The 12,467-nt window shown below is 63.0% G+C and carries 9 protein-coding genes; 6 read left to right on the top strand and 3 right to left on the bottom strand.

From position 1 onward, the window contains the following. The first annotated feature begins 27 nt into the window (after window positions 1-27). Window positions 28-972 (top strand): alpha/beta hydrolase, encoded by a 945-nt coding sequence (locus BVH74_RS07425; protein WP_080049445.1) that lies wholly within the window; start codon window positions 28-30, stop codon window positions 970-972. A gap of 5 nt (window positions 973-977) precedes the next feature. Then, window positions 978-2,159 (top strand): MFS transporter, encoded by a 1,182-nt coding sequence (locus tag BVH74_RS07420; RefSeq protein WP_080049444.1) that lies wholly within the window; start codon window positions 978-980, stop codon window positions 2,157-2,159. Here the strand turns inward: BVH74_RS07420 and BVH74_RS07415 are convergent. Together BVH74_RS07415 and BVH74_RS07410 are read right to left on the bottom strand one after the other, a co-directional pair. Then, window positions 2,156-3,067, bottom strand: coding sequence for a ribose-phosphate diphosphokinase (locus BVH74_RS07415; RefSeq protein WP_080049443.1), 912 nt, complete (start codon window positions 3,065-3,067; stop codon window positions 2,156-2,158). The two genes, BVH74_RS07420 and BVH74_RS07415, sit on opposite strands and share 4 nt — an antisense overlap. Further along, window positions 3,067-4,635: a thymidine phosphorylase family protein gene (locus tag BVH74_RS07410; RefSeq protein ID WP_080049442.1), complete on the bottom strand. Its 1,569-nt coding sequence runs from the start codon at window positions 4,633-4,635 to the stop codon at window positions 3,067-3,069. Before BVH74_RS07410 ends, BVH74_RS07415 begins: the two co-directional genes overlap by 1 nt. Window positions 4,636-4,781: 146 nt before the next feature. On the opposite strand from BVH74_RS07410, the gene BVH74_RS07405 reads away from it, so the two are divergent. The 4 genes from BVH74_RS07405 to creC are packed head-to-tail and all read left to right on the top strand — an operon-like array spanning window position 4,782 to window position 9,553. Next, a complete protein-coding gene (locus BVH74_RS07405; protein ID WP_165443754.1) occupies window positions 4,782-6,782 on the top strand; it encodes a marine proteobacterial sortase target protein in 2,001 nt (666 codons plus the stop codon). Then, window positions 6,775-7,335, top strand: a complete 561-nt coding sequence (locus BVH74_RS07400; RefSeq protein WP_080049440.1) for a class GN sortase — start codon at window positions 6,775-6,777, stop codon at window positions 7,333-7,335. The genes BVH74_RS07405 and BVH74_RS07400 overlap by 8 nt, the downstream gene beginning before the upstream one ends. A gap of 59 nt (window positions 7,336-7,394) precedes the next feature. Beyond that, complete coding sequence (creB, locus tag BVH74_RS07395) at window positions 7,395-8,096, top strand: two-component system response regulator CreB (RefSeq protein ID WP_080049439.1); 702 nt, start codon at window positions 7,395-7,397, stop codon at window positions 8,094-8,096. Next, window positions 8,093-9,553, top strand: coding sequence for a two-component system sensor histidine kinase CreC (gene creC, locus BVH74_RS07390; protein ID WP_080049438.1), 1,461 nt, complete (start codon window positions 8,093-8,095; stop codon window positions 9,551-9,553). Before creB ends, creC begins: the two co-directional genes overlap by 4 nt. Here creC and gcvP read toward each other — a convergent pair. Beyond that, window positions 9,550-12,432, bottom strand: a complete 2,883-nt coding sequence (gcvP, locus tag BVH74_RS07385; protein ID WP_080049437.1) for an aminomethyl-transferring glycine dehydrogenase — start codon at window positions 12,430-12,432, stop codon at window positions 9,550-9,552. The genes creC and gcvP overlap by 4 nt on opposite strands. Window positions 12,433-12,467: the final 35 nt, after the last annotated feature.

The following is a 12,467-nucleotide window of genomic DNA, read 5'->3' as shown; positions in this document are numbered from 1 at the left end:
ACTGGTAGGTAGTTAGGAGCAAAAACCATGAACAGTATTCGCCTCAGTCGTAACGCCCGTCTGGGCATGGTCAAAACTCTTTCGGCCGTGTTTCCGGGCTATTTTGGCGCCCTTGGTGCCCGCCAGTTCGTACGCCCGCGTCAGCGCCCGCGTCAGCGCCCGCAACCACGCCACTGGCATCAGGCTTTCGACGGCTTCGAGCGATTGACCGAGTCCCTTGGCGAGCAGCAGATACCGCTCTGGACCCGAGGCCAGGGGCCGGTGGTCCTGCTGGTCCATGGCTGGGAAGCGGATCACTACGCCATGGGCGGTTTCGTTCAACCATTACTGGACGCCGGTTACCAGGTTGCAGCCCTGGATCTGCCGGCCCACGGGCTGGCCAGCGGTCGCGAGGGGCCACTACCTTTGTTGGCTCAGGCAATCAGCCGTATCGGCCAGCGCCTGGGCCCGCTGCATGCGGTGATTGCCCACTCGATCGGCGGCGCCAGCAGCGCTCTGGCCATGCAGGCCTATGGTCTGGAATCCCGCCGGCTGGTATTGATCGGCGCACCGCATGCCGTGCGTTATCAGGCCCAGGCCCTGGCCCGGATGCAGGGCCTGTCACAGCGGGCGATCAACCGCATGGAGCAGCATATGCAGCAGGTACTGGGCGCTCCCCTCGACCAGTTTGAAGTACCAAGGGCCCTGGCCGGCCTGGAGCAAACCGCGGTGATGCTGGTGCATGCCAAAGACGACCCGGTAGTACCGATCAGCGCGGCGCAAGCCAATGCCGCCAGTTGCTCTCCCAAGACCCTGTGGCTGGAAAACGGCGGCCACAACCGCCCGTTGGGCGATCAGGTGGTGATCAGGGCAGTGATGAGCTTTCTCAAGACCAGCCAGCGCCGCAACCGCTATCCGGCCGGATTGCGTTACCATGCCGGACAGTTGCATGAACGTCAGGAGTCCCTGACCCGCCTGTCAGAACAAGGATAATCATTATGCGCGGCAACCCCATCCCGGCTTTGGCGCTGGCCACCTGCGCAGTCGGCACACAAACTTTCGTGTTTGCCGGCCTGCTGATCGAACTGGCCGCCGACCTCGACATCAACGTGGCCACAGCCGGTTATCTGGCCGTGGCCTATGCCATCACCTATGCCCTGACCGCACCGCTGATTGCCCTTAAGACCGGACGTCTGGAGCGGCGGCGGATGCTCTGGCTGGCGCTGCTCGGGCTGAGCCTGATCAATCTTCTGGCAGCGCTGGCCGGCAGTTTTAGCGAACTGATCGGCCTGCGAATTCTGGCCGGGCTGGCGGCCACCCTGGTAATGCCAGTGGTGCCACCGATTATCGCTGCGCTGCTGCCGGTGGAAAAACGCGGCCAGGCTCTGGCCATGGTGACCGGTGGCATGGTCCTGGCCTTCCTGCTCGGCATGCCGCTGGGCAGCCTGATCGGCCAATGGTTCGACTGGCGCGCGACGTTTCTGCTGGCCGCAGTGCTGTGTCTGGCCGCTGCACTGATCAACCGCTTGAGCTTGCCGGTAGTGCAAAGCGAGGATGGTGCCGGCTGGCATCTGCTGGCCCATGGCTGGCAACCCGATATCCGCCGCCTGCTGCTGATGAGCCTGGCAGCGTTCAGCGCCACGTTCTGCGTAATTCCCTATATCGCCCCGGTCATGCAGAACATAGTCGGCAGCACCGAGCAGGTGGCACTCTCGCAAATGCTGGTTGGCGTCGGTGCCCTGATCGGCATCACCATTGCCGCCCGGCTTGGCAACACTTCCAGCCCGAACCGGGTGCTGGTGCGGATTTTCATGATCATCGCCATGACCCAGGTGTTGTACTCAGTTGCCATGCTGGTGTTCCCCGAGCAGGGGCTGGTCAGTTGGCTGAGCCTGGGGGCCGCTGTGTTGTTCGGCGCAGCCGCACTGTTCGCCTTGACACCACTGGTCCAGGCCCAGCTGCTCGAGGCCGCACCGGGGGCGCGTCAGGTCACGGTCGCGTTGAATGGCTCGGTGATGTTTCTCGGCCAGGGTTTGGGGGCAGCACTGGGCGCCTGGGTCAGCCAGTTGCTCAGTCTGCAGCTACTCGGCCTGACCGGCATGCTGGTGGCGCTGCTCGGGGCGCTCTGTGCCTGGCAGTGGCAGACACCGAATGCCGAACCGGTTATGGAAAAAAGCTAAGGCTTTCCGCCAACAGCCAGCACCTGCTTGAGACTGGCCGCCAGCACGGGCGCCATGGTGATGGCATTGCTCGGGTGGGCGATGCAGTCAGTACTCCAGACCTCGCCAATCCCAGCAGCCCGGATCACGTCCAGGGCATCCTCGGCAAACAGCGCGTGGGTAACCGCCACGTCCACCGACACCGCACCCGCAGCCAATAACTGCTCTGCGGCCCGGGCCAGGGTATGCCCGGAACTGGCCACATCATCCATCAGCACCACCGCCCGCCCCTGCAGCGGGATATCCGGTAGCTGAATTTCAACCTGCCGATCACCGTGGCGGACCTTCAGGCAGACGCCATAGTCAAAGCCCTGGCGCCGAGCTGCGCTTTCGACCCACTGGGCCGACTCGGCATCGGGGCCAACCAGCAGCGGGTTGTCACGCCGCCCGGCAATCAGCTCAGCCAGTCGCGGTGCGCCCGACAGGGCAATGGCCTGCTCACGGGGGATAGCCTGCTGTAAATGACTGATCCGGTGCAGGTGTGGGTCGACCGTAATCACAGCATCGAACAACTCACCGAGAAAGCCGCCAACAATGGTCTGGCTGACGATTTCACCGGGATTGAAAGCGATGTCCTGGCGCATATAGGCCAGATAGGGTGCCACCAGCACCAGCCGGGCAATCCCGAGCTGACGGGCATGCCGGGCGATCAGCAGCAGCTCGACCAATTTGTCATTAGGTCGATCCAGGCTGCGATAAAGCACCAGAGTACCAGGCAGCTCCTGGCCTTGGGAAAACGGCAGGGTAAGCCGTAGTTCCTGGTCAGGGAAGCGGTGGCTGATGACCTCGGCACAGGCCAGCCCGGCGGCTTCAGCCAGGCGCCGGGCGGGCGCCTGCTCATCGGCAAAAAATAACAGCAAGGTATCCATCAGAACTCCACATTCAGATCCACCAGTTCCTCGGCCCGACCAATCATGAAGCCAGTAAAGCGTTCGCTGGCCTGGCGGGCGAATTGCAGTTCGGTCGGATAGGCCGCGTATACCCGGTACAGTGGCTGGTCACGCGCAACGCTGTCACCCAGCCGCACCAGCATATCGACTCCGGCCCCCTGGGCCCCGGGGGCCCCGGCCAGCCGGGCGATGCGCGCCAGTTGCAGGTTGTCGATCGCGATCACCACACCATCGGTCGCCGCCGTGACCTCAAAGCCCAGTGGCGCCAGAGGCGGCTGTTCAGGATCGAACAGCTTCGCCCCCTGAGCCGCGATAATCGCCTGCATTTTCTCCAACGCCCGGCTGGAGCCGAGAATGTCGCGGGCAATGGCAAAGCCCTCGCCGCCTCGCACATCGGGGTCGAACTCGAGCATCCGTCCGGCCAGACGCAAGGACTTCAGCCGCAAATCATCTGGTGCCTGCGGGTGATTGAGCAGCACCTGCATCACATCCCGCGCCTCCAGCACCGGACCAATGCCTCGACCAATCGGCTGCCGGCCATCGGTAATCACCACCTCCAGATGCAGCCCCATACGTCCGGCAACGAACTCGAACAGCTTGCGCAGGCGGCGCGCTTCCGGCATCGAGCGCACCTTGGCAGTCGGCCCGACCGGGATATCCAGCAGCAGATGGGTCGAGCCGGCCGACACCTTCTTCGACAGGATAGACGCCACCATCTGCCCGGGCGAGTCGATCGACAGCGGGCGCTCGACCGCAATCAGCACATCGTCGGCCGGCGACAGATCGCTGGTACCACCCCAGGCCAGACAGCCGCGATGGGTATGCACCAGATCACGCAGGTCATCGAACGGCAACTCGACATTGGCCAGCACTTCCATGGTGTCGGCGGTGCCGGCCGGCGAGGTAATCGCCCGTGACGAGGTCTTGGGGCACAGCATGCCGTGTGCTGCAACGATCGGCACCACCAGCATCGAAGTGCGATTGCCGGGTATACCGCCAATGCAGTGCTTGTCGACCACCGGGTGCTCATGCCAGTCCAGACGACGACCAACCCGGCTCATGGCATCGCTGAGGTAGAACACTTCCTCACGGTCCAGTTCGCCCTGGTTGCAGGCCACCACAAAGGCGGTCAATTCAATCTTCGAGTAACGATGGGCGGCGATGTCCTCGACAATGGCGCCAAAGTCCTTGCGACTCAGACGCTCACCCGCGATCTTGCGGTGCAGGGCCGGAATCGAACGGGCCGGTTCGGCCTGCGAAACGCTGACCGCATAGCCTTCAGCCAAGCCCAACTGGGCGAAGGCATCCTCCGACAGACCCAGTTGGCCACAGTCAACGATATTGTCGTCATCCACCACATTGAGGCTGGCGAGAATCCGCCGGCCATTGCCGCGGACCTCAACCTTGGCCAGGGCCTGAAAACCCTCGGCACGATACAACTCGCACTCACGGTGCAGGTAGGCAACGTTCTCGCGGTAAGTGTCGATCCCGACACGACGCAAGCGCAACGGTTGCGGGCTGTCACTGCTATTGGAAACCTGAGTCATGGCAACTCCTGTGTCTGTGTTTGAACTGTAACCGCCACCCTCAAACCACGCCAATGACCTCGATCAGTCCATCCACACATAAACCACATCATCGTCACAAACAGCCCGGCGACACTGCAGCGGTCAATCACTCAGGGAGGTGCGCCATGCAATCCAGATTCGGATGGTTATTCATTATCAGCCTGCTATTTACCCTGCCCCCGGCTCAGGCTCAGGAGTCGCGCACAGCGTTGCTTGATCAGGCCGGGACCGGGGTATTTCTACTGCGCAACGACAACCAGTCGGCCTGGGAACCAGCGCTGCTGCTTAATACCGAAATGGAAGTCACCATCAGCGGCCCGTTGGCCCGGGTAAGAATTCGCCAACGCTTCAGCAATCCCGGGCTGGCCTTTGCCGAAGGCCTGTATGTACTGCCCACGTCCGAGAATGCCGCAGTGCACGGCATGCAACTGGAAATCGGCGAGCGCCGGATCATCGGTCAGATCAGGGAAAAACAGCAGGCGCGGCAGGCCTATGAACAGGCCCGGGCCAGTGGCCAGCGCGCTGGTCTGGTCGAACAGCGTCGGCCCAACCTGTTCAGCACTTCGGTAGCCAATATCGAGGCCGGCCAGAGCATTGCCGTGACGTTGGAATACACCGAGCTGCTGGTTCCCGATGCCGGGCGCTTCAATCTGCGCCTGCCGCTGACCATGACCCCACGCTACACCCCCGCCCCGCAACCGAGCGACAACCCCGTGCCCGTCGTACACCCGTACACCGCCGTGGAAGGCCCGATCGTTGAAGGCCTGTGGCGTGACGGGCCATCGCACCAGGCGCGCCTGGATATCTATCTGGACGCCGGCATGCCGCTGGACAGCATCCACAGCCCCAGCCACCAGCTCGACCATGACTATGATGGCCGTGGCTACCGGATTCAACTGGCCCACAATCCAGTGATCATGGACAGCGACTTCATCCTCGAATGGGCCCTGCCGGCCGATATTGGCAACCAGGCCGCGGTATTCAGCGAAACCCTGGACGACGGCCACTACGCCCTGCTGATGCTGTCGCCAGCCGAGCGCCCGGTCAGTCACGTACGCCAGCCTCGTGAAGTGTTGCTGATCGTCGACACCTCCGGCTCGATGCAGGGTGAGCGGATGCGCCAGGCCCGTCAGAGCCTGCTGCATGCCCTGGACCGGCTGCAACCGGAAGACCGCTTCAATCTGTTCGAATTCAACCACCAGCACAGCCAGCTGTTCCGCCAGCCGGTGCCCGCAGATGCCACACACCTGGCCATGGCCCGCGACTGGGTCAACGCCCTGTACGCTTCGGGCGGCACCGAGATGCTGCCGGTCCTGCGCGATGCCCTGAGCCAACCCAGCGAGCCGGGCTACCTGCGCCAACTGATCTTCATAACCGACGGCTCTGTCAGCAATGAACAGGAAGTACTGACCATGATCCAGCGGCGACTGCACAATGCCCGGTTGTTCACCGTCGGTATTGGTGCCGCCCCCAACAGCTACCTGCTGCGCAAGGCCGCCGAGATCGGCCGCGGCCAATTCACTCCGGTCAATGACCGCGACGGCGTGGCCAGTTCGATCAACCGGCTGTTCGAAAAACTCGAATCCCCCGTACTGACTGATCTGCGCCTCGAACTGGAAGACGGCATTCAGGCGCAAATCTGGCCCGAGCGGCTGCCTGACCTGTACGCCGGCCAACCGCTGGTGGTAGCGCTGAAACTCAACCGTCTGCCCGAGTCCATCACCCTGCACGGTCACCAGCCAGAACCCTGGCAGCAACAACTGTGGCTGCCAGAAGCACAGCAGAGTCCGGGCACGGCCAAGCTCTGGGCCCGCAGCAAAATCGAATCGCTGATGGACCGGCTGGTTCAGGGTGCGGCCGAGGCCGAGGTACGTGAAGCGGTGCTTGAGGTTGCCCTGCAGCACCAGTTGATGAGTCGTTACACAAGCTTCATCGCTATCGAAGAAACTCCGGTGCGCAGCCCTGATGAGGAGTTGCTGAGCCAGCAGATCCCCAATCTGAACCCGGCCGATCATCACCTGTACCCGCAAACCTCGCTGGGTTTGCTGCGCCTGTGGTCACTGGCCCTGCTGCTGTTCGCTGCTGCTCTGGCTCTGCTGATCCGTCGCAGGCCCGCCCATGCGTAAGCTGCTGATCGCCAGCCTGCTGCTCGGTGCCCTGGCGCTGAGCGGCCAGGCGCTGTGGCTGCAGGCCAAGGCCGAGCTGGCGCAGTGGCTGATCGCACGGGCCTGGCAACAACAACTGGCCGAGGGGGTGGCCGTCAAACCCTGGTCCTGGGCTGATACCTGGCCGGTTGCACGGCTGATCACACCCCAGGGTCAGGATCACTATGTACTCGCTGGCGTCAGCGGCCAGGCCCTGGCCTTCGGCCCCGGCCAACTCGACAACGGCGTGACCCCCGGCCAACTGGGCACCCTACTGCTGGCCGGGCATCAGGATAGTCACTTCGCCTTTTTGCAGCAGCTCAAGCCCGGAGAGATAGTGCAGATCGAAGCCACCGATGGCCGCCGCTACCGCTACCGCGTCGGCCAAAGCGACGTAGTCGACAGCCGCCACCAGCAGATTGAGCTACAACATGACCAGGCCGAGCTGCGCCTGGTCACCTGTTACCCATTTTCTGCCCTGACCAGCGGCGGCCCGTTGCGCTATGTGGTCAGTGCCTGGCTGGAGCACGAATGATTGCGTCCAGCCCAGCATTGACGCCACAATCAGGGCCCGCAGTTCAGGAAGAGCAGCCCATGGGCGACAGGATTTTGATCATCGAGGACGAGCCGGCCATTGCCGATGCCCTGCTTTATGCCCTCGGCACCGAAGGTTTCGAGCCGCACTGGTGTGCGCTGGCCAGTGACGGCATGGCCTGGCTGCAACAGCAGCCGGTGGACCTGGTGGTACTGGATGTTGGCCTGCCGGATGAAAGCGGTTTCGAGTTGTGCCGCCGGATTCGGCGTTTCTCCAATGTACCGGTGATGTTCCTGACTGCTCGCAAGGAGGAAGTCGACCGCATCGTTGGACTGGAAATCGGTGCCGACGATTACGTGGTCAAGCCGTTCAGCCCGCGCGAGATTTCCGCCCGGGTACGCGCCATCCTGCGCCGCACCCGGGTGCAGCCCGAGCCCGAACCCAGCACCGAGAGCAGCCTGTTCGAACATGACCCCGCTCGCCGGCGCATTCGCTACCACCAGCAGTGGCTGGAACTGACCCGTTACGAATATCTGATTCTCGCCGCCCTGCTGCGTCACCCCGAACACGTACTCAGTCGCGAGCAGTTGATGGACGCTGCCTGGGATGACCCCGGCGCCAGCCTCGATCGGGTGATCGACACTCACATCAAGGGCATCAGGGTCAAACTGAAACAGGTCCTGCCCGATATCGACCCGATCACCACCCATCGCGGCCTGGGCTACAGCCTTGATCCGCAGGCCCGGCAGCGCCGCGCATGAGCCTGAGTATTCGCATTCTGGTCGCCTGGTTCGTGCTCGCCGGGCTGGCCACGCTGCTGTTTCTCAACAGCATCCTAAACCAGTTGCCCTCGTCGGTGCGCCAGGCCAGTGAAGAAGTCCTGGTCGACAGCGCCAACCTGCTGGCCGAAGCCGCTGGCCTGCACTGGGAGCAGGGCTTTGCCCAGGGCACACCGTTCGCTGAGGCCTTGCAGCGCTACCAGCAGCGCCCGCTGGATGCGCACATCTGGTCGCGGCAAAAGACCCGCACCGAACTGATCGTTTACCTGACCGACAGCCAGGGCCGGGTACTGCTGCACAGTGACCCGGCTCTGGTCGGCGAGGATTTCTCTAGCTGGCGTGACGTCGCCCTGACCCTGCGCGGTGAATACGGCGCACGCACCAGCCGGGCCGACCCCGAGGACGAAGCAACCACCTTCATGCATGTCGCAGCCCCGGTGTTCAATGCCGGCGAGCTGGTCGGGGTACTGACCCTGGCCCAGCCGACCGCCAGCCTGCAGCCCTTCATCACCCTGGCGCACGGCTACTTCTGGAAGCGCGGCGGTCTGATCCTGCTCGGTGCGCTGCTGCTGGGGGCGGCTCTGTCGATCTGGATTACCCGCTCAATCCGCCGTCTGGTCGAGTATGTCGAACGGGTGCGCCACGGTGAGCGCATCAGCGCGCCGCGGCTTGGCGAGCGCGAACTCGACCGCCTGGCTCGGGCTACCGAGGCGATGCGCGCGGAAATCGACGGCAAGGCCTATGTCGAGCAGTACGTGCATACCCTGACCCACGAGATGAAATCACCGCTCTCGGCGATCCGCGGCGCAGCCGAACTGCTGCAGGAAACCAATGTACCTGAGCAGGCCCGGCAGCGCTTTCTGAGCAACATCGACAGCGAATCACAACGTCTGCAACGACTGGTGGACCGGCTGCTGTCGCTGGCCAGTGTGGAGAAACGCCAGCATCTGGAGCACCCCGAACGCCTGGATCTGGCAGCACTTGCCGAACGCGAACTGGAGTCCAAGCGCCCGCAGATCGAACGCAAGCAGCTCACCCTGCACCAGCAGCAAACCGGGGATTGCCAACTCGAGGGCGAAGCCTTCCTGCTCGAACAGACCATCAGCAACCTGCTCGACAATGCCATCGAGTTCAGCCTGCCGGGCGGTCTGATCCTGTTGCAGTTGAGCGCGAATGAGCAGCAGGTTCGGCTGACAGTAAGCAACGACGGTCCGCCAGTGCCTGACTATGCCCTGGAGCGGGTTTTTGAACGCTTCTATTCACTGCCGCGTCCGGACGGGCAGCGCAAGAGTACCGGACTGGGTCTGAGCTTTGTCAGGGAAGTGGCGCAACTGCATCAGGGCAAAATCAGCCTGCGCAACCGGCCAACAGGCGGGGTTGAGGTGGAGCTGGAGCTGCCACGCCACCCGCCAGTCGGCGGGCGGCGTGCACAGGCTTAGCCTTCGTAGGCCTCAATCGGCGGACAGGCACAGAACAGGTTACGGTCGCCGTAGACGTTGTCGATCCGGTTGACCGACGGCCAGAACTTGTTGGCCGCTACCCAAGGCTGCGGGAAGACCGCTTCCTGACGCGAGTAACCGCGCTGCCAGTCACCGGTGATATCGGCCAGGGTATGCGGGGCGTTGTGCAGCGGGTTGTCCTCGGCACTCCAGTCACCCTTCTCGACCCGGCTGATCTCGGCGCGAATGGTCAGCATGGCATCAATGAAGCGATCCAGCTCGGCCTTGGATTCGCTCTCGGTCGGCTCAATCATCAGAGTTCCGGCCACCGGGAATGACATGGTCGGAGCGTGGAAGCCGAAGTCCATCAGTCGCTTGGCGACATCCTCCTCGCTGATGCCCGATGCAGCCTTGAGCGGACGGATGTCGATGATGCACTCATGCGCCACCCGACCGTTGCGCCCGCTGTACAGCACCGGGTAGGCCTCGCCCAATTGCTTGGCCAGGTAGTTGGCATTGAGGATCGCCACTTCGGTAGCCTGACGCAGCCCCTGAGCCCCCATCAGTGCGATGTAGGTCCAACTGATCGGCAGAATGCTGGCGCTGCCCCAGGGTGCGGCGCTGACCGCGTCGTTCTCGGCATTGGGGCCTTCCAGCGGCACCACCGGGTGGTTGGCAACGAACGGCGCCAGATGCGCCTTGACACCAATCGGCCCCATGCCCGGGCCACCACCACCGTGGGGGATACAGAAGGTCTTGTGCAGGTTCATGTGCGACACGTCAGCACCGATATCGGCCGGCCGGCTCAGCGCCACTTGGGCATTGAGGTTGGCCCCGTCCATGTACACCTGGCCGCCATGCTGGTGGATGATGTCACAGATTTCGCGAATGCCTTCCTCATATACCCCGTGAGTCGAGGGGTAGGTGATCATCAGGCAGGACAGATTCTCGGCGTTATCAGCAGCCTTCTGGCGCAGATCTTCAACATCGACGTTACCCTGCTCATCGCAGGCCACCAGTACCACACGCATGCTGGCCATCATCGCCGAGGCCGGGTTGGTGCCGTGGGCCGAGGTCGGAATCAGACAGACGTTGCGATGGCCTTCATCGCGGGATTCATGGTACTTGCGGATGGCCAGCAGACCGGCGTACTCACCCTGGGCACCGGAGTTGGGCTGCATGCAGATGGCATCGAAACCGGTGATCTCACGCAGCATGGCTTCCAACTCGTCGATCATCTGCTTGTAGCCTTCGGCCTGCTCACGCGGCACGAACGGGTGCAACTGACCGAACTCCGGCCAGGTGATCGGAATCATCTCGGTGGTGGCGTTGAGCTTCATGGTGCAGGAGCCGAGCGGAATCATGGCCTGGTTGAGCGCCAGGTCCTTGTTCTCCAGCGACTTGATGTAGCGCAGCATCTCGGTTTCCGAGTGATAGCTGTTGAACACCGGGTGGGTCAGGAACGCCGACTGGCGTTGCAGGTCGGCCGGAATACCGAGCCCGGCGGCTGCTACCTGAGCATCCAGCGCCTCCAGATCCTGGCCGTGCTGATCACCAGCGAAGCAGGCCAGCAGAGTTTGCACGGTTGTCCGGGTCGAGGTCTCATCCAGGCTGACACCCAAGGTGTCGGCATCGATCAGGCGCAAGTTGACTCGGGCAGCCTGGGCGCGCGCAACAATCGCCGCCGCCTGGCCGGGCACCTTGAGCGTCAGGGTGTCGAAGAAATGGCTATTGCTGCGCTGGATGCCACAGGCTTCCAGCCCGGCGGCCAGGATGGCAGTCAGGCGCTGAACCCGCTGGGCGATGATCTTGAGCCCTTCCGGCCCATGGTAGACGGCATAGAAGCTGGCGATATTGGCCAACAGCACCTGGGCGGTACAGATGTTGGAGTTGGCTTTCTCGCGGCGGATGTGCTGTTCACGGGTCTGCAACGCCATGCGCAGGGCACGGTTGCCACGGGTATCGACCGACACCCCGATGATCCGCCCGGGCATGGCTCGCTTATAGGCATCACGGGTGGCGAAGAAGGCCGCGTGCGGTCCGCCATAGCCCATGGGTACGCCAAAGCGCTGAGCCGAACCAAATACCACGTCAGCCCCCAGCTCGCCCGGTGGGGTCAGCAGCACCAGGCTGAGCAGATCGGCGGCCACACAGGCCAGTGCGTTCTGCGCATGCACCTGATCGATCAGCGGTTTGAGATCACGGATCTCGCCCCAGGTGGTCGGATACTGGAACAGGGCGCCAAAAACCTGGTATTGGTCGAGATTGCCCACTACATCGATCACTACCTCGAAACCGAAGGCTTCGGCCCGGTTGCGAACCACCGAAATGGTCTGCGGGTGACAGTCCTGATCGATGAAGAACAGGTTGCTCTTGCTCTTGGCTACCCGTTTGGCCAGGGCCATGGCCTCGGCAGCGGCAGTCGCCTCATCCAGCAACGAGGCGCTGGCCAGCTCCATGCCGGTCAGGTCGATCGACAGTTGCTGGAAATTAAGCAGCGCCTCCAGGCGACCCTGGGCGATTTCCGGCTGATACGGGGTATAGGCGGTGTACCAGCCCGGATTTTCCAGCACATTGCGCAGAATCACGGTCGGGGTCAGCGTACCGTGATAGCCCATGCCGATGCAGGAGGTGAAGATCTGGTTCTTGCTCGCCACCTCTTTGAGGTAGCTCAATACCTCGGCCTCACTGCGCGGCGCGCCCAGCGCCAGCAGGTCCTGACGCAAAATGCTTTGCGGCACGGTCTGGGCGATCAGGGCATCCAGGGATTCGACACCCAGGGTGTCGAGCATGGCGCGCTGCTCGGCGGCATCCGGACCGATATGGCGACGGATGAAAGCATCGGTCTGTTCCAGGGCAGAGAGGCGGGTTTGACTCATGGGGTTCACCTGCGAAGGGTAGAAAAGCAAAAGCC

It is taken from the genome of Halopseudomonas phragmitis, assembly GCF_002056295.1.
GTDB lineage: Bacteria > Pseudomonadota > Gammaproteobacteria > Pseudomonadales > Pseudomonadaceae > Halopseudomonas > Halopseudomonas phragmitis.
The sequence above is the reverse complement of the archived record's forward strand: the minus strand, read 5'-3'. Positions and strand labels throughout refer to the sequence as shown.

Coding starts and splice junctions, on each gene's coding strand:
- BVH74_RS07425 (WP_080049445.1), top strand. CDS start 28: ATGAACAGTATTCGCCTCAGTCGTAACGCCCGTCTGGGCATGGTCAAA.
- BVH74_RS07420 (WP_080049444.1), top strand. CDS start 978: ATGCGCGGCAACCCCATCCCGGCTTTGGCGCTGGCCACCTGCGCAGTC.
- BVH74_RS07415 (WP_080049443.1), bottom strand. CDS start 3,067: ATGGATACCTTGCTGTTATTTTTTGCCGATGAGCAGGCGCCCGCCCGG.
- BVH74_RS07410 (WP_080049442.1), bottom strand. CDS start 4,635: ATGACTCAGGTTTCCAATAGCAGTGACAGCCCGCAACCGTTGCGCTTG.
- BVH74_RS07405 (WP_165443754.1), top strand. CDS start 4,782: ATGCAATCCAGATTCGGATGGTTATTCATTATCAGCCTGCTATTTACC.
- BVH74_RS07400 (WP_080049440.1), top strand. CDS start 6,775: ATGCGTAAGCTGCTGATCGCCAGCCTGCTGCTCGGTGCCCTGGCGCTG.
- creB (WP_080049439.1), top strand. CDS start 7,395: ATGGGCGACAGGATTTTGATCATCGAGGACGAGCCGGCCATTGCCGAT.
- creC (WP_080049438.1), top strand. CDS start 8,093: ATGAGCCTGAGTATTCGCATTCTGGTCGCCTGGTTCGTGCTCGCCGGG.
- gcvP (WP_080049437.1), bottom strand. CDS start 12,432: ATGAGTCAAACCCGCCTCTCTGCCCTGGAACAGACCGATGCTTTCATC.